Source organism: Vibrio albus (genome assembly GCF_003144035.1).
Taxonomy (GTDB): Bacteria; Pseudomonadota; Gammaproteobacteria; order Enterobacterales; family Vibrionaceae; genus Vibrio; species Vibrio albus.
In genome coordinates this window covers 79,007-100,626 of the sequence record NZ_QFWT01000004.1, presented here as the reverse complement: position 1 = coordinate 100,626, position 21,620 = coordinate 79,007, and the positions used below count along the sequence as shown (strand labels likewise).

General features: G+C 48.7%; 15 protein-coding genes and 1 pseudogene. 8 read left to right on the top strand and 8 right to left on the bottom strand.

Features of this window, described 5'->3' with window-relative positions; genetic code table 11:
* Position 1 precedes the first annotated feature (1 nt).
* Positions 2–1,603, top strand: a complete 1,602-nt coding sequence (locus DI392_RS08810; protein ID WP_109319549.1) for a BCCT family transporter — start codon at positions 2–4, stop codon at positions 1,601–1,603.
* Positions 1,604–1,758: 155 nt separating this feature from the next.
* Here the strand turns inward: DI392_RS08810 and DI392_RS08805 are convergent, their stop codons facing one another.
* From DI392_RS08805 to cobA, 5 genes are all read right to left on the bottom strand, one after another.
* Positions 1,759–3,516 carry a bifunctional protein-serine/threonine kinase/phosphatase gene (locus tag DI392_RS08805; protein WP_109319548.1) on the bottom strand — a complete coding sequence of 586 codons (1,758 nt, stop codon included), beginning with the start codon at positions 3,514–3,516 and terminating at the stop codon, positions 1,759–1,761.
* 135 nt (positions 3,517–3,651) lie between these two features.
* Positions 3,652–5,121, bottom strand: a complete 1,470-nt coding sequence (locus DI392_RS08800; protein ID WP_109319547.1) for a NarK family nitrate/nitrite MFS transporter — start codon at positions 5,119–5,121, stop codon at positions 3,652–3,654.
* 93 nt (positions 5,122–5,214) lie between these two features.
* Complete coding sequence (nirD, locus tag DI392_RS08795; protein ID WP_109319546.1) at positions 5,215–5,559, bottom strand: nitrite reductase small subunit NirD; 345 nt, start codon at positions 5,557–5,559, stop codon at positions 5,215–5,217.
* Between the two features lie 51 nt (positions 5,560–5,610).
* Entirely contained in the window at positions 5,611–8,148 is a 2,538-nt protein-coding gene (gene nirB, locus DI392_RS08790; protein ID WP_109319545.1) for a nitrite reductase large subunit NirB, read from the bottom strand.
* Between the two features lie 59 nt (positions 8,149–8,207).
* The gene (gene cobA, locus DI392_RS08785; protein ID WP_109319544.1) at positions 8,208–9,038 is read right to left on the bottom strand and encodes a uroporphyrinogen-III C-methyltransferase; all 831 of its coding nucleotides are present in this window, start codon (positions 9,036–9,038) and stop codon (positions 8,208–8,210) included.
* 396 nt (positions 9,039–9,434) lie between these two features.
* On the opposite strand from cobA, the gene DI392_RS08780 reads away from it, so the two are divergent.
* The gene (locus DI392_RS08780; protein ID WP_109319543.1) at positions 9,435–11,927 is read left to right on the top strand and encodes a molybdopterin oxidoreductase family protein; all 2,493 of its coding nucleotides are present in this window, start codon (positions 9,435–9,437) and stop codon (positions 11,925–11,927) included.
* Positions 11,928–12,080: 153 nt separating this feature from the next.
* Here the strand turns inward: DI392_RS08780 and DI392_RS08775 are convergent, their stop codons facing one another.
* A complete protein-coding gene (locus DI392_RS08775; protein WP_109319542.1) occupies positions 12,081–13,349 on the bottom strand; it encodes an aromatic ring-hydroxylating oxygenase subunit alpha in 1,269 nt (422 codons plus the stop codon).
* 321 nt (positions 13,350–13,670) lie between these two features.
* Between DI392_RS08775 and DI392_RS08770 the strand changes: the two genes are divergently transcribed.
* The 4 genes from DI392_RS08770 (at position 13,671) to DI392_RS08755 (ending at position 18,755) form a co-directional block, all read left to right on the top strand.
* Positions 13,671–14,798, top strand: coding sequence for an FAD-binding oxidoreductase (locus DI392_RS08770; protein ID WP_109319541.1), 1,128 nt, complete (start codon positions 13,671–13,673; stop codon positions 14,796–14,798).
* Between the two features lie 255 nt (positions 14,799–15,053).
* Positions 15,054–16,205, top strand: coding sequence for a sugar diacid recognition domain-containing protein (locus tag DI392_RS08765; protein ID WP_109319540.1), 1,152 nt, complete (start codon positions 15,054–15,056; stop codon positions 16,203–16,205).
* Between the two features lie 132 nt (positions 16,206–16,337).
* Positions 16,338–17,603, top strand: a complete 1,266-nt coding sequence (locus DI392_RS08760) for a GntP family permease (protein ID WP_109319539.1) — start codon at positions 16,338–16,340, stop codon at positions 17,601–17,603.
* An 18-nt stretch (positions 17,604–17,621) separates the two neighbouring features.
* Complete coding sequence (locus DI392_RS08755) at positions 17,622–18,755, top strand: glycerate kinase (RefSeq protein WP_109319538.1); 1,134 nt, start codon at positions 17,622–17,624, stop codon at positions 18,753–18,755.
* Positions 18,756–18,966: 211 nt separating this feature from the next.
* Here DI392_RS08755 and DI392_RS08750 read toward each other — a convergent pair whose 3' ends face one another.
* On the bottom strand, positions 18,967–19,473 hold the full coding sequence (locus tag DI392_RS08750) for a hypothetical protein (RefSeq protein WP_109319537.1): 507 nt from the start codon (positions 19,471–19,473) through the stop codon (positions 18,967–18,969).
* A gap of 81 nt (positions 19,474–19,554) precedes the next feature.
* Between DI392_RS08750 and DI392_RS19920 the strand changes: the two are divergent.
* Positions 19,555–19,710, top strand: a pseudogene (locus DI392_RS19920) (tyrosine-type recombinase/integrase); the annotation flags it as partial.
* A 168-nt stretch (positions 19,711–19,878) separates the two neighbouring features.
* Here DI392_RS19920 and DI392_RS08740 read toward each other — a convergent pair.
* Positions 19,879–20,493, bottom strand: coding sequence for a 3'-5' exonuclease (locus tag DI392_RS08740; RefSeq protein WP_109319536.1), 615 nt, complete (start codon positions 20,491–20,493; stop codon positions 19,879–19,881).
* A gap of 228 nt (positions 20,494–20,721) precedes the next feature.
* On the opposite strand from DI392_RS08740, the gene DI392_RS08735 reads away from it, so the two are divergent.
* Positions 20,722–21,387, top strand: coding sequence for a replication endonuclease (locus DI392_RS08735; RefSeq protein WP_245884008.1), 666 nt, complete (start codon positions 20,722–20,724; stop codon positions 21,385–21,387).
* Positions 21,388–21,620: the final 233 nt, after the last annotated feature.

The following is a 21,620-nucleotide window of genomic DNA, read 5'->3' as shown; positions in this document are numbered from 1 at the left end:
AATGAAAAGCATACTCGATTATTCAGAAGGTGACGTTGCTGTCACCCAAATAAAGTACAACACGGATTATTGTACCGGTCAGGATAACGTTAAGCTTTGGGGGATGGATATCCACAACCCGGTATTCGGAGTGAGCGCCGGGCTGATCTTATTGTTCATTGTTTTAACATTAAGCTTCCCGGAAGGTGCAAAAGACGTTTTTACGCTTTCCCGGAACTGGTCAATTAATAATTTTGACTGGTTGTTTATGGCAGGGTGTAACCTTTTTATTGTTTTTTGCTTATTTTTGCTGGTTTCACCTGTCGGCAGAATTCGTTTGGGCGGAGTTGATGCAAAACCGGAGTTTTCTTTCCTGTCGTGGTTCAGTATGTTATTTGCCGCCGGGATGGGTATTGGCCTGATGTTCTGGAGTGTGGCTGAACCTGTGGCTTACTACACCGACTGGTATGGAACGCCGCTGAATGTGTCAGCCCGTACAGAAGAAGCAAGACAGATGGCGCTGAGTGCCACCATGTACCACTGGGGGCTTCATCCCTGGGGGATTTATGCCGTCGTAGGTTTGGCTTTGGCCTTTTTCACCTATAATAAAGGGTTACCATTAACCATCCGATCCGCTTTTTTCCCTATTTTTGGTGAACGAGTCTGGGGAGGCATTGGGCACTTTATTGATATTCTGGCAGTGCTGGCGACTATTTTCGGGCTGGCAACATCGTTAGGCTTTGGAGCCCAGCAGGCCGCCGGGGGGTTAAATTACCTGTTCGGTATTTCTAACGGCCTGTCTACGCAAATCACCTTCATTGTCATCGTAACCGGAATTGCTACATTTTCCGTGGTCCGCGGGCTGGACGGGGGCGTAAAACTGCTCAGTAATATTAATATGCTTGTTGCCGTGGGGCTGGTGGCGATTATTGTCGCGGTTGGGCCGACACTCAGCATCTTTGACACCGTTGGAGATATTACCGCGGGTTACGCTGAAAACTTTGTATCTTTGTCATCCTGGATAGGACGTGAAGATACGGACTGGTTCCATGGCTGGACGGTCTTTTACTGGGCATGGTGGGTATCCTGGTCACCATTTGTGGGTATGTTTATCGCTCGCGTATCAAAAGGACGGACCGTTCGCGAATTTATTACCGCAGTACTGCTGGTTCCGACTATCGTCACGCTTATCTGGCTGAGCATCATGGGTGGTACGGCGTTAGACCAGGCAACTTCAAGCGTGGGTGAATTAGCCAACGGCATCAGTGATGTTTCTGTGGCTATGTTCCAGATGTTTGATAACCTGCCGATGTCTGGCATGCTTTCTATGGTTGCCATTCTGCTGGTGCTGGTGTTCTTTGTGACCTCTTCTGACTCGGGTTCTCTGGTTATTGACAGCATTACCGCCGGAGGCAAACTGGAAGTACCTGTGGTACAGAGAATATTCTGGGCAATAGCCGAAGGTGTGATCGCGATTGCTCTGCTGCTTGGTGGGGGCGCTGATGCGTTGTCTGCACTTCAGGCCGGAGCCATTACCACAGGGCTGCCATTTACCTTTGTCCTGATTGCGATGTGCTGGAGCTTATATATTGGCCTGAAAACTGAGAAGCACTTATACCGATAAGTACCGGCCAGTAAAAAACTCATATTAGGGCGTGCCCTAATAAGTATCATTCTAAAAAGGCAGTGACGTCAGCGACGCACTGCCTTTGCTCGTATGAAAGGGGAGTGAACTTAAAAACGTAACAAGATCTCATGAGGATGAGCTGTGAGGTGGCGTCATTGCATATTTGTGTAAATGTATACCAGCTCCAGCAATGCAACAGTGATAGCCATTAACGTGGTTGCTTTCCAAAACAGTACTGGACGCCGCTGTATCAGCGGGCTCTCTTTTACTTCATTTTGCAGTAACTTATTGGGTGTGTAGAGATCGGCCGTAAACTCACTCAGTGCCGGGTAGCGTCTTTGCGGCAAATGATGAGTGGCTTTTTTAAATGCCAGGTCTATCCAGTGCGGGATGTCATCACGACATTGACTGATCGGTCGGTATTCCCATTTGGTATGTCTGGCGGATTGTAGGTTCTGCCCCCTGACTTCCTTATAGGGTAACTGACCGGTTAACATCTCATAGCCGATGACCGCTACAGAAAACAGGTCGGAGATGGTTGTGGCATTGCCGGTCTGTATGTACTCCGGTGCAATATAATTAACGGCACCAAGCGGAATCGTTTCGGGGCTTTCTGGCAGGATCTCCTCTAATCCCGATACTTTAACGGCACCCAGGTCGATAATTTTGACCGAACCAGAGTGGCTTATCATAACGTTTTCCGGTTTTAGATCTCTGTGTACCATATCGGCTCGCTGAAAAACGCGGACCGCTTTTACTAGCTCATCTATGATCACACGCACGCTGTGCAGATCAGGTCTGGGGTTGTCGTACATCCACTGGCGCAGGGTGATACCTTCGATCAGCTCACATAACTGATAGATAAACTTGGATTCCCTGGGCGTCGGGTACATCTTCATTACCCGCTCACTATTTATCTGGGAACCAACCCAGGCCTCGTTGGAAAAGTGTCTCAGGTACGATCTGTCCTCACTGTACTGCATCGATGGCGCTTTCAGAACCATCTGTTTATCGCTGGATAGCTCCGTTACCTGGTACACATGGCTTCTGGCACCTTCATACAGCACTTTGTCTACCCGGTAGTTATCAATCTGGTTACCGGTTTTCATCGCCGGAGGGATGGTTCGCGACAAGATGCGCTGCTGGTGCTCCAGTGCAGAATGGCGCGGAAGATGCGTGACATCCAGGATCAGACAGCTCAGGTTATCCTGGCTGCCGTTCACCAGGGCCTGGTTACAGATCTCCCGGCTCAGCTCATCCAGGTCGATATTGTGTGAGGTTCGGGTAAACTCAGCTAAGGAGCGTTCATCAATAAAGTCGTGCACGCCATCAGAGGTCAGGATAAAACGGTCACCTTCCCGTAGAGATAACATCTGATAGTCGACTTCCAGTTTACTGTCCATGCCCAAGGCGCGGGTCAGATAGGCACTTTTGCCAAAATTGATGCGTTGATGGTCTTGAGTCAGCAGTCTGAATTTGTTGTCCCGCAGGCGATATATACGGGTATCACCGACATGAAACAGGTGCGCGGTATTCGATTTAAAAATGAGGCAGCTAAAGGTGGTCACCAGCCCGTTATGGGAAAGCCCCTTCTTGGCTCCTTCTACATACAACCAACTGTTAAGCGAGGTTAATATCTTTCCGGCGGCGTGTTTGATGCTCCAGCTATCGGGTGTGGCGTAGTAGTCGTTGATAAACTGAACGACGGCGGTATGGCTGGCTTTCTGACTGTGCTCGCTACAGCTTACGCCATCAGCGATACAGGCAACGATTCCTTTATGGACCAACGCATCCTGCTGCTCAGGAACCTTTACCAGGATGGCGTCCTGATTTTCTTTGCGTGCCCCCGTCAAAGAGCTGCCGGCATGGGTCACACTCAGTTGTGGCTGTTTCTCTTTTTGTGATGGCATAGGAGCATCGATTCCTTAGCGCTTATTCCGTTTTTTAAGGAGAAATGCCTGATCCGGCATTAACCGGATCAGGCAGGTGATACATTCTCGTTTTAAGTCAGGCTTACTATCAAGGCTACAATATCGACAGGAATCTTAGTGTGATACGTCAATCAGAGTGACACTGCCGTCTTCATTGACCTCGGCAATCTTACCGCTCGGTTCTTCCATATACAGTAGTGCGGCAAAGCCAAGAACGGCGGTACCGGCAATGACATAGAAGAAGGTCTGGTAATCAACAAACGACAGAATGGTTAAGTAAGTAACCGCGCCAACGTTGCCATAGGCACCGGTCATACCGGCGATTTGTCCCGTCATTCGACGTTTGATAAGTGGTACGGTAGCAAACACGGCACCCTCACCGGCCTGTACGAAGAAAGAGCACGCCATAGCGGCCAGTACTGCCAGCCAGACAGGCCACTCGCTGTTCACCTGTCCCATCAGGAAGTACCCAACGGCAAGGCCTGCTGTCAGGATCAGCAAGGTAGGCTTACGACCAAAGCGGTCTGATATCCAGCCACCACCCGGACGCGACATCAGGTTCATGAAGGCGTAAGCGGACGCCACCATACCGGCAAGTACCGGGGACAACTCAAAGGTTTCAGAGAAAAACAGCGGTAGCATGGATACTACAGCCAGCTCGGAGCCAAACGTAGCAAAGTAGAGCACATTCAGCACGGCCACCTGCTTAAATTTGTACTGATGGATCTCATCAACCGGTTTCTCAAATACGGTTTTATTGACCTTCCATACCTGACTTGCTTCGAGTAGGTAGAGTGCAGCAAGTCCCGCGTAAATAGCGTTTACAGCAAGGTCAGGCAGCATGCTGATCCCCTTTGGAGAGAGTTTCCAGGCAAGCAGGGCAAGTACCGCATACATAGGCACCTTCATCAGCAACAGGAAGAAAAAGTCGCCTTTCGAGGTCACTTCCATGGCGGTCAGATGCTTAGGCTTAAAGTAGGTTGAGCCTTTTGGTGTGTCCGATACATTGCGATAAAAAATAACAGAGAACACCAGGCTCATCAGGCCGGTTGTGGCAATAGCATAGCGCCAGCCATCTTCACCGCCGAGCAGCAGGGCTAGTGTCGGCAGGGTGAAAGCGGCAGCCGCCGAGCCAAAGTTACCCCAGCCACCGTAAATACCCTCAGCCGTACCCAGCTCATTGTGCGGGAACCATTCAGAGACCAGACGGATACCGATGACAAAACCGGCACCGATAAAACCGAGCAGGAATCGGGCGATCGCCGCTTGCAAGAATGAATCTGCAAAGGCAAACATAAAACATGGGATAGAGCAGATCGCCAGCAATGCAGAATAGACCAGTCTCGGACCGTATTTGTCTGTCAGCATACCGATGAGGACACGCGCCGGGATGGTGAGTGCCACGTTCAGTATCAGCAGGGTTTTGATTTCCTGTGTGCTCAGGCCAAGTGTCTCTTTCACCATTTGCAGCAGAGGCGCAAAGTTAAACCACACCACAAAGGTGATAAAAAAGGCCATCCAGCTCATGTGCAAGATCTTCATCTTGCCCTTAAATGAAAACAGGGAGAATTTGGTCTCTTCCATTTTAAAATCCTTTTTACTAACTCTTTAGTTTGCCACACCACGGTTAACATGTTGGTGTGGTGTAATTATGGGGTTTATTATCAGACTGCCGAATTAAGCCGCCACGGCCTCTGCGGCCTGCACCTGAATCTGTCCGTCTTGCTCACGTACCGGATAAACCTCTATCTTGTGAACCGGTTCTTCCAGGCATTCGCCGGTTTCCAGATTGAAGTGCTGCTTATAAAGTGGCGACGCCACATATGGCTTATCCTCAAGCGAGCCGATGATGCCGCGGGACAATATGTTCGCTTTGCCGATAGGGTCGTAGTTAGATACCGCATACAGTGAGCCTGTTCGGGTGCAGTTAAAAACAGCAACCTGTTTGCCCGCCACCAAAGCGCAGATGCCTATGTTGGGTACGAGGTCTTTTTCCGAACAGATGGTGTGCCAGTTGTCCATATTGAATCTCCTTAACTATAAACTTGTTCATCCGGTGTCTTAACGTTGCGGTTAAGACACCTCAACGATCTCAATCTCTTGTGCCTTTTCTGGTTCAGGGAAGCGCTGATCCCGCAGGGAAATAAACCGCAGACCTTCATCACGCTGGTCACTGTTGATGAAGTGGCTGAAGCGTTTCAGTTTTTCCGGTGACTCGATGGTGGTTTTCCACTCACACTGGTACTTGGCAATATTGGCGGCCATGTCAGCTTCCAGCTCTTCACACAGGCCCAGCTTGTCTTCGATGACGACCTGTTTGAGGTAATCAAGTCCGCCTTCCAGGTTCTCCATCCACACAGAGGTACGCTGCAGACGGTCTGCGGTGCGGATATAGAACATAAGTATGCGGTCGATATATTTGATCAGCGTTGCTTCATCCAGGTCAGAGGCAAACAGATCAGCATGACGCGGACGCATACCGCCGTTACCACACACGTACAGGTTCCAGCCGTTCTCGGTGGCGATAACACCGATGTCCTTTGACTGCGCCTCTGCACATTCGCGAGTACAACCGGATACTGCAAACTTAAGCTTGTGAGGCGAGCGCAGGCCCTTGTAGCGGTTCTCAATATCGATAGCGAAGCCAACGCTGTCGCCCACACCGTAACGGCACCATGTGCTGCCGACACAGGACTTAACGGTACGTACTGACTTGCCGTAGGCATGGCCGGTTTCAAACCCTGCGTCTACCAGTTTCTTCCAGATAAGTGGCAGGTCGTTGAGTTGCGCACCAAACAGGTCGACGCGCTGACCACCGGTGATCTTGGTGTACAGGTCGAACTCTTTGGCCACTTCACCCAGTACGATAAGTTTGTCAGGCGTGATCTCACCACCGGCGATACGTGGTACCACAGAGTAGGTACCGTCTTTTTGCATATTACCCAGGTAAATGTCGTTGGTGTCCTGCAGCTCGGTATGCTCATCCTGCAGGATGTAGTCATTCCAGAAGGAAGCCAGAATAGAGCCTACCGCCGGTTTACAGGTGGCACAGCCCAGCCCGGTACCGTATTTTTCCAGCAGCTCGTCAAAGGTTTTGATCTTGTTGACGCGGATGATGTCGCTCAGCTCCTGACGCGAATAAGCAAAGTGCTCACACAGATCGTTATTGACTTCAACACCCAGGCTAAGCAGTTCATTGTCCAGCACTTGTTTTGCCAGGGCTGAACAGCCGCCACAGCCAGTCGAGGCGTTGGTGGTTTCTTTTAGCGCAGCCATCGTGGTGCAGCCAGATGCCACTGCCTGTTTGATATCGCCTTTAGTGACATCAAAACAGGAGCAGATCATGGCGCTGTCTGGCAGGGCATCGATACCCATGCCCGCAGATTCGTCCTCTGCTGCGTTAGGCAGGATCAGTACCGACGGGTTGGAAGGCAGCGGCATGTCATTTTGTTTTAACTGAAGAAGAGTACCGTAAGCGTCAGCATCACCGACCAGCACAGCCCCCACGATCTTTGAGCCGTCAGAAGAGACGATCAGACGTTTGTAAACCTGCTCAATTTCGTCGTTATAGGTATAAGATTGTGCACCCTCGGTTTTTCCGTGTACTTCACCGATACTGGCCACATCGACACCCAGTAGCTTAAGCTTGGTACTCATGTCAGCACCCAGAAACTCACTTGGGGCTTCGTCTTCAAGCATGTGGCCGGCAGCAACTTTTGCCATCTGATAGCCAGGCGCGACCAGGCCAAAAATCTGGTTGTTCCACAGAGCACACTCACCAATGGCGTACACATCCGGCTGGTTAGTCTGACAGTGGTTATTGATCACGATGCCACCACGCTCGCCAATCTTGATATCAGAGCTACGTGCCAGCTCATCCTGAGGACGGATACCAGCAGAGAAGACGATCATATCGGTTTCCAGGTGCGTGCCATCAGCAAAGTTCATGCGATAGCGCGCGCTTTCACCCGCGACGATCTCCGTGGTTGCCTTTTCGGTATGTACCGATACGCCCATATTTTCAATCTTGCGGCGTAGCAGAGCACCCCCACCTTCTTCCAGCTGCACGGCCATCAGGCGTGGTGCAAACTCAACAACATGGGTTTCCAGTCCCAGATTTTTAATCGCGTTGGCAGCTTCAAGGCCCAGCAGACCGCCACCGACAACGACACCGCTTTTACTGGCTTTGCTGGAAGCTTCAATGGCATCCAGATCTTCGATGGTACGGTAAACAAAGCAGTGCTCCTGATCGTTGCCGGGAATAGGTGGAACAAACGGGAAAGAGCCTGTCGCCAGAACCAGTTTGTCGTAGGCTTCTTCACGGCCGGAGGCGGTGATCACTTTTTTCGCCTTGGTATCCAGTTGGGTGACTTTTTCGTTTACGACATAGCTGATACCGTTAGCCCGATAATAGGGCTCATCGGTCATCGCCAGATCCTCGGCGGTTTTGCCGGTCAGGTAAGAGGTTAGCTGTACCCTGTCATACGCCAGTCGCGATTCTTCTGAGAAGGTGATGATATCCAGGTCATCACGTTCGCTCTGAATTAATGTGTCGATAAATTTGTGGCCAACCATGCCGTTTCCCACAACGATAATTCTTTGTCTGCTCATATGGTTATCTTCCTGATAGTAAAGTTGTTTCCAATGTCGCCGCATTTCAACCGTCTGATTTATGCCGACATCTTTAATTTGTGTTCTGCTAATTCCTGAGTACCGGCACGCTCAGCAAGCTGCTCTAGCCATTGCATCTGGTTAGCGACCGATACCACCTGACCGATGACAATCAGAGCTGGCGACTGAATCTGGTGTTGCTGTTTAAGCTGAGAAAGTTGCTTTAGCTGACCGGTAAAGATGCGCTGCTCAGGTGTGCAGCCGTTTTCGATGAAGGCAACCGGAGTCTCTGCATCCATGCCGCCTTCAATTAACTGATTAGTGATCATGTCGGTCTTGCTCAGGCCCATGTAAATCACCAGTGTCTGGTTGAGCTGTGCGAGAGCGGGCCAGTTCAGATCTAACTTTTTGTCTGCATGGGCTGTGATGAAAGTGCAGCCTTGTGCCAACCCTCTGTGAGTCAGCGGGATCTGAGCATAGGTAGTACATCCGGATGCGGCTGTGATGCCAGGGATGACGTCCACCTTGATCCCTTTTTGTGCCAGCAGCAGCATCTCTTCGCCACCGCGACCAAACACAAACGAGTCTCCACCCTTGACGCGACACACATCGATACCGGACTGTGCGTATTTGATCAGGATGTCATTAATTTCATCCTGAGTAGAGCTGTGTTGTCCTTTGGACTTGCCTACATACAGCGTCTCGGCGTGAGAGGGAAAAAGCGCTCGAATCTCTTCGCTGACCAGATTATCGAAGACAATAAATCCCGCCTGCTGGATAGCTCGTGCAGCTTTGACGGTTAACAGCTCTGGGTCACCAGGCCCCGCACCAACCAAAGTGACGGTGCCTTGTCGTGTAAATGTTCCGGGATGGGTATGGCTTATACTCATAGTCCTGATTCCTAAACTTTAACTTTTCATCACGCTTCTCACGTAGCAAAAGCGATGCCTGTTCGTTGATTTGTATCAATAAAAATTTATTAATCCTTATTATTCAATTTGTTATTTTTATGTCTTGGGGGGTTTTATGATGAGTAAAAACTGGTTTGGTAGTGTAATGTAAGGATAAATGAACTCTTGTGGTGCATTTGGTGTTTTTGTGGTGCAAATTTAAGATTAAGTGGAGTGTTTGTGTGTTATTTTTATCTACTACTTTAGTGGTAGGTTATGTTTTATCTTATTGATATTAATAAATAAAAAATATGAAAACATTAATAATTCCTTATTGGTGTGTATATTGCAGTGTAACCCTTATTAGGTAGTGTTTTTCTGGTTTGAGGGTGGATTGTGATGCAATCAAATGATGGATGGATCAAGACAACATGCGCGTACTGTGGTGTAGGGTGTGGAGTAGAAGCACGTCCAAATATGTCTGGTGAATTAGAGGTTAGAGGGGATAAAAGTCACCCGTCCAACTATGGCAAACTGTGTACCAAAGGTATCGCGCTTGGTGATACGGTGATTCATGATGGTCGTTTACTTGCTCCTATTGATAAGAGAACAGCCGGGGGCGAAGAGCTGGACTGGCATAGCGCAACACAGATCATCGCAGACAACTTCTCCAAAGCGATTAAGGAGCATGGCCCTGACTCCGTGGCCTTTTATGTATCCGGCCAGCTTTTAACAGAGGACTACTATGTCGCCAACAAGCTGATTAAGGGTTTTTTAGGCACCGCCAATATAGACAGTAATTCGCGTCTCTGTATGGCATCGTCGGTTGTTGGTCATAAGCGTGCTTTTGGCTCAGATACGGTGCCTGTTTGTTATGACGATCTGGAGCAGGCCGAGCTGGTGGTGCTGGTAGGCTCTAACCTGGCCTGGTGTCACCCGGTCTTGTTTCAGCGCCTGCGCAGTGCAAAACAGAATAATCCATCGCTGCGGGTTGTGGTGATCGACCCGCGTCGTACTGACAGTTGCGATATTGCTGATGAACATCTGGCGTTGAATTCGGGGTCGGATGTGGCCCTGTTTAATGGCCTTTTGACCCATATTGCTGAACATGGCTGCCTGGATGACGAGTTTGTCAGCAACCACACCAATAACGCTAAACAGGCATTGGATCAGGCCGCTCAGGAATCAGATATCGAATCATTAACCGGGCTGTCACAGGAGCAGTTGCAGCGCTTCTATCAGGACTTCGTTACCACAGATAAGGTTATTACCGTCTATTCGCAGGGGGTAAACCAATCCACGACAGGCTCAGATAAGGTGAACAGCATCATCAACTGCCACCTGGCAACAGGTAAAGTAGGTAAAGAAGGAACCGGACCCTTCTCTGTTACCGGTCAGCCAAACGCCATGGGCGGGCGAGAGGTTGGTGCCCTCGCTAATACCCTGGCTTCTCATATGGAGTTTGATAAGCCTGAGCATCTGGCGCTTGTCAGCAATTTCTGGGGAACAGAAAATCTTGCCTCGAAGCCGGGGCTGAAAGCTGTGGACATGTTTGATGCTATGGCGGAAGGGAAGATCAAAGCGGTCTGGATAATGGCAACCAACCCGATGGTCAGCCTGCCGGATAGCGAAAAGATCCGTAAGGCACTGGAAACCTGTGAGTTTGTCGCGGTGTCAGATTGCATTGCTGATACCGAAACCACCCGTATGGCCGATATCGTATTACCTGCACAAGGCTGGAGTGAGAAGTCGGGTACGGTCACCAACTCAGAGCGGCGTATATCACGCCAGCGCCGGGTTATGCCAAGCCCGGGTATGGCAAAACCGGACTGGTGGATCATCAGCCAGGTAGCGCAAAAGATGGGCTTTGGTGAGGCTTTTGATTACCTTCATGAAGGCGAGATCTTCCGCGAATATGCCGCGCTTTCAACGCAGGGTAACCAGAACGGTGAGCGTGACTTTTCGCTTATCGGCCTGACACAGCTGGACGATAAAGGTTACAGCCAGTTGCTGCCTCAGCAGTGGCCGGTGACCGAATTGCAATCTGAGGTCGTGAACCAGCGTTTGTTTAGTGACAAGCAGTTTTATACTCCGGATAGAAAAGCCAATTTTGTGCCTGTTCGTCACTCAGCCCCGAAAAGTGTAACCAGTGAGGCATACCCACTATTGCTCAACAGTGGGCGTACCCGCGACCAATGGCATACCATGTCCAGAACGGGCCTGTCGGCACGGTTAGGTGAACACAAATCAGAGCCGTATGTGCAGATCCATCCGCACACCGCAAATGAATATCGTGTGCAGAACGGTCAACTCGTTCTGGTCAGCAGTGCGCAGGGGAAATGTCAGGTGCGTGCTGAGGTAACCAGTGAAGTTTCTCCCGGTCAGCTGTTTATACCTATCCACTGGAATAATCTGACGGCAAAAGACGCCAAACCGTGCGATCTGATCGCGCCATATACTGACAATGCGTCAGGTCAGCCTGAGTTTAAACACACACCGGTTACACTACAGCCGTGCCTGTATCAAAGCGCCGCCCTGTTTACATCTCGCCATGTTATGGACTTTGATAAACTGGATTACTGGGCAAGGCAGAAGATTGAGCATGGCTACCTGTACCGTATTGAATCGACGCTTTCCGTGTATGAGTTAGCGCAGCAGCTGAAGAGTCACTTAACAGGTGAGAGTGATCGTATCGCAAGTTATGAGTCCGGTATGTCAGGCCTCAAGCACCGGTTTGTTTCTGTCGTTAATGATAAGGTATCGCAGGAGGTGTATGTGCAGCCACGCCTTTCAGAGACCGATATCAGCAGCATTATCGAGAATTTCAATCGTCATGTTGATAGTGCACAGGAATCTGTGTTTCCGGATGAATCACAACTTGTCAGCTAACCGATAATTCCTGTTCTCGCTGATTGATAGCCGTTCACCCAGCAGGTTTACTTGCTGGGCTTTTGGGTTGCCGGTGATGTTTACGGGCTCCCTGCGTTTGAGTTTGAAAATGCGGTAATAAAAAAGGCCCCGAATGAGGCCTTAGAGATAGGTTTATTTTCCAGAAAGATTTTGCTGAATTTTTTCTGAATACCAGTTAATAAAATCGATAACACCGAACTCATAGGTTTTCGAGTAAGGGCCTGGTTCATAACTGAGTGAGTTGATTCCCCGCTGGTTCTCTTCGCCAAGAATACGGTCCTGATCATTGGTGGCATCCCATACCTGACGCAGTTTTTCCGGATCGTAATCCACGCCTTCAACGGCATCTTTGTGCACAAACCATTTTGTGGTGACCATGGTTTCCTGTGCGGAGATTGGCAGAACACGGAACACAATGAAGTGGTCACTCTGCATATGGTTCCAGGAGTTAGGCAGGTGCAGAATACGCAGTGAACCCAGTTTGTTGTTCTTGATGCTTCCCATCAGCTTGTCACAGGCCGCAGAACCATCAATGGTCATTACATCTGTGCCTTCCTTAAGCGGCATCCGGACCAGTCGGTTTCTCGCACCAAAGTTTTTATGTTGGTGAGGAATATTCTCTGCGTCCCACTCTTTAGCCATACGGTCACAATAGGCTAAAAAGTCAGCTGGTGCCCTTGGGTCGGTAGTATCGTCCCACTCCAGGATGGTATTAAGAAGTTCTGGATGACTGCCGGCGCAGTGATAACATTCCCGGTTATTCTCAATGACCAGTTTCCAGTTGGCTTTTTCGTACATATTGGATTCGACGGCAAGCTTGGTCTCTTCAATGTTGTATGGGGCCATATACTCTTCGAGAGTCGACAGAAATTCGTCAAAATCAGACTCAGGAGGATTGTCTGCTAAACAGATAAAGATAAACCCTCCGGCGGTTTTGCAGTTAACCGGACGCAGACCGTGAGCCTTGGTGTCAAAGTCATCTCCCATTTCGGTTCCGGCGTAAAGCAGGTTACCTTTCGTGTCATAGGTCCATTGGTGATACGGGCATACCAGGTTGGCCACTTTACCTCGGTGCTCAAGACAGATTCGGGAACCACGGTGGCGACAGGTATTGTGAAAAGCATTCACGGAACCGTCGGCATCACGCACAATAAGCACGGGACTTTGTGCGATTTCAACGGTGAAGTAGTCTCCTTTTGCTGGAATTTCACTGGTCATCCCGACAAATAACCATTCCTTATGAAAGATCTCTTCTACGTCAATGCGAAACAATAAAGGATCATTATATAAGGGGCGTGGCAGTGAATAATCGGGTTTGCGTTCACTTAGCAGTTTGGTCATTTCTTCACGAGCGACGTCCATGCTAGGGTAGCTTACATTGAGTAAATCAGTCTGTGTCATTGCTACTATCTTCTTCTCGGAAATGTTGAAAAATACGCCCGAGTGGGCTTCCATGCGTAGTACCTGACGCCTAAACCTTACGTTATGTGCGTGTTAGTCAGGAGTCAGGCTTATCCTGCCATCATTACTATTAACCAGAAGAGTCTATTCGCGACACGGAGTGATGTTATTTAAGACAAGCGGAAAAAAAGATTCGGGTTTGTGACACTTTTGGATAATCAAATGTCGTAAAGGGATAACTGCTTATTAGTGTATCGCTCAAAAATACGGACAAGCCCATGGAGGGGTGCAACACTTAATACCGCTACGGAGAGTCCGGCCATGAATACCTCGATTGATACTTTTACCCCTAGTGGGTCTTTTACTCCGGTTACCACGCAAGTCTGGAGTAATGGACGCCATGCAGTCCGGTGTGTAAAAACCATTAAGGAAACCTTCGATACCAAAACGTATTGCTTTATGGCTGACCAGCCGATCATGTTCTTTTTCAAGCCGGGACAGTTTGTCACGCTGGAGCTTGAAATTGATGGTGAGCAGGTATTCCGCTCGTACACGATTTCGAGCTCGCCTTCGGTGCCTTACAGTTTTTCGATCACGGTAAAGCGAGTTCCGGGCGGGTTTGTGTCCAACTGGATTCATGACAATATTGAGGAAGGTGCAGAGCTAGCGGTCCACGGACCGGTCGGTGACTTTAACAGCATCGATTTTCCGGCTGAAAAGATGTTATTGCTGTCCGGTGGCGTTGGGATTACCCCTGTTATGTCCATGGCGCGCTGGGCCTACGATACCAATACGGATGTTGATATCGTGTTTGTTCATAGTGCCAGAACGCCGCAAGACCTTATCTTCCATCGTGAATTAGAGTTTATGTCTTCCCGGATATCTAATTTCCATCTGCACCTGATCTGTGAGCGGCTGGAGTCCGGTCAGAACTGGGCGGGATACCGGGGAATGCTGGATGAAGCCAAACTGCTGATGACCACACCGGATCTGATGGAACGGGAAGTGTTCTGCTGCGGGCCAACACCGTATATGCGAGCGGTAAAACGGATGCTGGAAGGCCTTGGTTTTGATATGAATCATTACCATGAAGAAGCCTTTGGTCCGACACCGGACGAGATCGAAGAGCAGGCAACACAGGATGCCGAGATTGCGGCAGAAGAAGCGGAAGCGATTCTGCCTAGTGAGTTGATAGAAGTCGCCTTTACCGAAAGCGATAAAACCGTTGAAGTTGCACCAGGTGAAACGGTACACGCCGCCGCGGCGAAAGCCGGCCTGACGATCCCTAAAGCTTGTGGTATGGGCATCTGTGGTACCTGTAAGGTGAAGGTTGTCAAAGGCGATGTCGAGATGACCCATAATGGCGGGATTACTGACGAAGATGTGGAAGAGGGATACGTGCTTTCCTGCTGTAGTGCACCTAAGGGTGATTTGGTCGTGGAATATTAAGTCCGTTCTCTTATGGGGGAAATGGTTCTCTAACTATAGTTTTCTAAGAAAGGCTCTCTAAGCATAAGGCGCAGCAGGGTAAACCGGCTGCGCTTTTTGGTTCAAAACGGTTATTAAGTGTAGAGCTGGGCGAATCGGGTCTACGGTGCTATCGGTTACCCCCAAAGATTGTGTTGCCTGCACTATCACACCTTTTAGCGGCCCGCTTTAGGGTGTTATTATCTGCGCATTGATTCCGCTACCTCACTTTATCTGATGCAGTTAAACGAAATTATTGCGCGACAAATCGTCGCTCGCACAATGAAAATCATCTCTTATTCCATTAACGTGATGGATGATAAAGGCCGGATTATTGGTTCCGGTGATCCAGCGCGTTTGCATCAGAAACATGAAGGCGCGGTACTTGCCATTACAGAGTGTCGGGTTGTCGAGATTGACCAGGCCACAGCAGAGAACCTTAAAGGCGTCAAACCCGGAATCAACCTGCCGATTTTCCACCTTGGCAAAATCATCGGTGTCATTGGCATTTCAGGTATGCCGGAAGAAGTGCATCATTACGGCGAACTGGTAAAAATGACGGCCGAATTGATTGTCGAGCAGGCGGCGCTCATGTCAGAGGTTCAGTGGAATAAGCGTCATCGTGAAGAGCTGGTATTGCAGTTGATCCAGGGAGTCAGACTTAATGATGTGCAACTGAGCTCTATTGCGGAACGTCTGGGGCTTGACCTGTCACAGCCCCGTATTGCTGTCCTTGTTAAAGTCATTCCGGACAAAAATATCTCTTTTTCGTTAGAGCATCTTCAGCATCTTGTTCACCTCCTTGAATACCCGGAACGGGATAACCTTGTCGGGATACTGTCGGTTTCGAAAAAAGAAGTTGTTGTGCTAAAGCCCATCACTTTAACCCCGGACAACTGGTCACGAGATGTCGAGACGAAACGTATTAATCAGCTACTGAAACGGATACGTAAAGAAGGTAAATTCACCATCAAAATGGCCCTTGGTGACTACTTTCAGGGCGTTGACGGGCTGGCAAAATCGTTTGAAACCGCTCAGCTTACTATGCAGACCACAGCCAACAAAACCGGGGATGTTTTCTTTTATCAGGACCATAAGTTACCTGTGCTGATGAGCAGTATTATGGCTGAACCCTGGAAAGCGGAGCAGTTGAGACAGCCTTATCAGCGCCTTCAGGAATATGATACTAAAGGAGTATTAATCCGGACTCTGCAAGAATATTTCGAACAAGATTGTGACGCATGTCGAACTTGCCAAACGCTGCATATTCACCGAAATACGCTCAGATATCGGTTAGACAAAACTGAACAGGTTACCTCTTTAAATATCAATCGCTTAAATGATTTATTTCAGCTTTATCTTGCGGTGAATCTTTTCGCTGAAAAATAGTATTTTTGTTCAGGTGCACAAAAAAGGGTGGCCTTCGGTGCGGAAAATTTGTAGTAACCTCTAAAGACTCTTCTGACGTTAGCCCCTATATTCGACACAAAATTACTCTTACATATGTTGTGGAAATAGAAAATGATTGAAGTCTCTACTCTGGGTGCTCTCGCGGCGTTGGTTGTTGCTATCGCTCTTATTCTGAAAAAAGTTCCGCCAGCCTATGGCATGATCATCGGTGCTCTCATTGGTGGTGTGGTCGGTGGCGTGTCTCTGACCGATACCGTGGGCCTGATGATTGGTGGTGCGCAAGGCATTGTGACATCGGTACTTCGTATTCTGGCTGCGGGTGTTCTGGCTGGTGTTCTGATTGAGTCCGGTGCGGCGACTTCCATTGCAGAAACGATCGTTAAGAAAGTCGGTGAAACCCGTGCTTTGTTAGCGCTCGCGCTGGCAACCATGATCCTGACTGCCGTTGGCGTATTTGTTGACGTTGCCGTTATTACCGTCTCTCCAATTGCATTGGCGATAGCACGCCGTGCCGATATCTCTAAGACGGCTATCCTGCTGGCGATGGTCGGTGGCGGTAAAGCGGGTAACGTGATGTCACCAAACCCGAATGCCATTGCTGCAGCGGACGCATTCAATGTTCCTCTCACTTCTGTTATGGCTGCTGGTGTGATTCCGGGCTTATGTGGTCTGGTACTGGCTTACTTCATTGCGAAGCGTCTGGTACACAAAGGCAACAAGGTAACGGAGCATGAAGTCGTTGCGGTTGACTATACCAAACTGCCAAAATTTGGCGCAGCGATTATTGCACCACTGGTTGCCATTGCTCTGCTGGCGCTTCGTCCTATTGCTGGTATCAGAGTTGATCCTCTTATCGCACTGCCACTGGGTGGTCTGATTGGTGCTGTTGTGATGGGTCGATTCAATGATACCAACCACTTTGCGGTATCGGGCCTGACTCGTATGGCTCCGGTTGCTGTCATGTTGCTTGGTACTGGTACTCTGGCTGGTATAATTGCTAACTCTGGCTTAAAAGGTGGTTTGATCGACCTGCTGACCGCTTCTGGTCTGCCTTCTTTCCTGCTGGCACCCATCTCCGGTGCGATGATGTCACTGGCTACTGCCTCTACCACTGCCGGTACCGCGGTTGCGTCTAACGTTTTCGGTCACACCATTCTGGAATTGGGTGTTCCTGCACTGGCCGGGGCTGCAATGATTCACTCTGGTGCTACGGTACTGGATCACATGCCACATGGTAGCTTCTTCCACGCCACGGGCGGTGCTGTTCATATGAATATTCATGAACGACTGAAACTTATTCCTTATGAATCGGCTGTCGGTCTGATGATCGCGTTCGTTTCGGTAATGATGTTTGGTGTGTTCGGACTGTTTGTATAACGCTATTGAGGTTTAAATATGAAAATTGTAATTGCTCCTGATTCTTATAAAGAAAGCCTGACTGCAATGGAAGTTGCGACAGCGATTGAAAACGGATTCAGACAGGTTTTACCCAATGCTGAGTACATTAAGTTACCGATGGCAGACGGCGGTGAAGGTACTGTACAGTCACTGGTGGATGCCACTGGCGGTGACATTATCAGCCATCCAGTTACCGGCCCTTTAGGTGAACTCGTTGACGGCTTTTATGGTCTGTTTGGTGATGGTAAAACGGCAATCATTGAGATGGCAGCCGCATCGGGGTTACACCTTGTTGACCCCGCATTACGTAACCCGCTAAAAACCACCACCTACGGTACCGGTGAACTGATCAAAGCCGTACTGGATAAAGGAGTGGAGCATATCATTATCGGTATTGGTGGCAGCGCCACTAACGATGGCGGGCTGGGTATGGCTCAGGCTCTGGGTATTCGCATGCTGGATGGCGAAGGTAACGAGCTGGGTTATGGTGGCGGTGAGCTGAATAAACTGGTCACCATTGATATGTCGGATCTGGATCCTCGTCTGGCGGCTACTCGTCTTGAGGTTGCTTGTGACGTGGATAACCCGTTATGTGGTCCGAAGGGCGCGTCGCATGTCTTTGGTCCCCAGAAAGGGGCGACTCCTGAGATGGTGAAGAAGTTGGATGAGAATCTGGCTTACTATGCTCAGGTAATGAAGTCTCAACTGAATCGCGATGTCGCCGATATGGCCGGCGCAGGCGCAGCAGGCGGACTGGGTGCTGCGCTGTTGGGTCTGTTAGAAGCGGAACTTCGCCCGGGGATCGAGATCGTAATGGATGCGGTTAATCTGAGTGAAGTTGTGGCCAGTGCCGATTTGGTGATTACGGGTGAAGGGCGTATCGACAGCCAGACAATCCATGGAAAAACGCCAATTGGTGTTGCACGCACAGCGAAGAAATATGATGTGCCCGTTATCGGTATTGCAGGCTCTCTGTCTGCCGACTGTGGGGTTGTGCATGCTCACGGCATTGATGCCGTCTTCTCGGTAGTCAATCGGGCGGTTGAGCTGACGACGGCTCTTGCAGAAGCGGCTGAGAACGTTGAGCTGACCTCTCGCAATATCGCAGCCGTTTATTGCATGAAGAGTTAACGTCTAAATGTTGAAGAGGAGGCCTTACGGCTTCCTCTTTCCCAACCTGAACGCTATTTTTTAATACAGAAAATGAGGTTGTTTCGCCTGTCAGCAGAATAAAACATGTCTATTCACGGTTGCTTGTCATGAGAGAAGGTATCGTAAACACGGTGGTGTCATTGACCTCTGGGTATTGACGTTAAAATAGAATGGTTATTTACATAGCTTCCTAGCTAGTCGCAGTAGCGTCTTCACCTAATTGAACCTGAGCATCCTCAACTCTCCGTATGAGTACGGGCAAATCATTGCGATAAAAGCTTGCATTGTAGCCGCTCGCAGTGGAAGGCAAAGAGGAAACGAGTTGATTTAGCAACTTCTGTAGGAAAGAAGAACGATCGTCTTCTTCCGGGGCAGATAACAATTTACTATTAATAGCGTTACGCAAGTTTCCTAATAACAGCTCATAGTGTTCCACATTTTCCGCTGTGACTGGTTGAAAAACGAAATAGTAGTTAGGCAACCTGTTTACAGTGTCCAGCCCGCTTGGGGACAGAACCCCTAAAGATACAAGCTCTTGTAAATCACTTTTAAAGCTGTTTTTCAACTTCTCGATACGCGTGGTAAGTGTTTTTCTGGCGGCCTGTGAAGCCTTTTTGCTCTGAGCCTCCTTACGCAAGTAGTATGAAAGGAGGGCCAGTAATGCAAGAAGCAATGAAGTAATGGTAAAAACTAACATATAAACTCGTTACGATGTTTGGGTTTAACTCTAACAAGGTAGCGATTATATATATCAATAGTCATATTCGGCAATAAATCAAACCTCAGATTAGCCTTTGCCAGTAAGTTGGTGATGGCTGGGGTTGATTTAAATACGGTTCGCGAACGGCTTGGTCACACAGAGCCGAAAATGACCCTTAGGTACGCCCACCTAGCACCGGAACATAAAGCCTCCGCCGTCAGTTTAATCGGATAAACCGTAAAAATGAACATGATCGCGACTATGTACCGATCAAGCTAGCGATCAAGTAACCGATCAAGTTAGATCAACTAATCGCTGGTCTACGGGAGGCTAGCCGATTCAAGACCGCAAGTTTACGCCTTTACTAAACCATCCGTGAAAACGGGGTAGAACCCGAGTGAGTTAAACACGGCTTTTAGCCAGTAGTAGGTTTACTTTCCCTTTTGCTGTTTTACTAACGGTTTGCATAAACTCAAAGCTTGGATTGACGATTCCTGACAGCTCTAAGTCCTCTACCATTTGAAGCCAAAGTTTGGCTGTCATTTGCGCATCTGCTAATGCTCGGTGAAAAACACCGTCGTTATCGATGTTTTTGTAGCGAACAAGCTCACCTAGTTTGTGTGATGGTGCCTCTTGAATCAGTCGTCTTGCCACCAGTAAGGAGCAAGCGAACTCTCCTGCATAACCACAGTTGATTCTCTCAAGCTCTGCGTCTAAAAATCGTTTATCGAACGAAGCGTTGTGAGCTATAAGATTATCATCGGCAATGAATTCACTAAACGATGCCATCACCTCATCGCAGCTTGGCGCTGTACGTAACATGTTATTGGTGATGCCGGTATAACTTTCAATGAATGAGCTTACTCTGAAGCCAGGATTCATTAATTGCTGAAAACTATCGACAACCTCACCATCGACTAATTTAACTGCACCAATTTCAATAGCGCGGTCACCAAGATTAGGAGATAGGCCAGTGGTTTCAAAGTCGAGTACGACAACGGAGTTTGCTTGAGGCATGAAGTTTTCCAACTAAACAATAATGCGCAAGAGTATCATCGAAGGCGATAGAAAAAGAAAGTCTATTAGGGGGGGCAGTTGTAATAGCTGTCGTGGTACACGGGTTAGTGTCAGGATAAGGTGGTGAAAGGAGTGCTACACAAAAAATCCGCTACACATTTGCTACACAGAAGCCAGAAAAGTAAAAGGCCTGAGAAGCGAAAATGCTCTCAGGCCTTGGTATATCTGGTGGCCCCTCCCAGACTTGAACTGGGATCAATCGATTATAAGCTGCTTTTATTTGTCGAGAAGCATCACTATGACGAGATGGTGAGCATTATGCGTGACTATGCCATGCGCGAAGATAGCGAAGAACAAGGGGCTTCTGAGCACCGATTTACAGAAGTAAAAATTGATCCGAAAAAAGGGTCTGCTACCGGCTATATCGCCAAGTACATTTCAAAGAATATTGATGGTAGCGATCTGGATTCTGGCATCTATGGAGAAGACCCATTAGACGCAGCAGCTAGGGTTGATGCTTGGGCGGCATGTTGGGGTATCCGTCAGTTTCAGCAATTAGGTGGTTGTTCTGTCACTGTGTGGCGTGAACTACGCAGACTGAAAGATATTATGGGGTTGGGGGACTTAGCAAAAGAAATCGTTTCTGCGGCTGATACCGGTAACTGGAAAGAGTTTATCAAGAAGATGGGTGGTGTTTTCTGTAAGCGTAAGGAACAGGTTTTTAAGCCACATTACGAGCTTTCCGTTGATAAGACCACCGGATGTGTAAAAACCAGCCCCTATTGTGATAATGAGCTTGTGAGAGCTTTGAAAGGCGTAGCCACTGCTGGACGTGAGTTTATCACTCGTATCTATGAGTGGCGCATCGATTCTCAACTACGCCATGCTTTTTAACTTGGAGTTCTGTGAATAAGTGTATTTTGACGATAGTTCTAAAACGAAATGCCCCATTACATTACGGTTTAGAGTGATTGCTATTACCAAAAGTGTATATCTATTTATTGATCTAATTTATCTAATACATCACTATGTGCTTAGTTGACTATTTGTGTGGCTGGTTTGTGTCTACTAACTTAGGTAGTTTTTCAATATGTCATAGTTTTGATATCTAAAAAGAACAATCACGG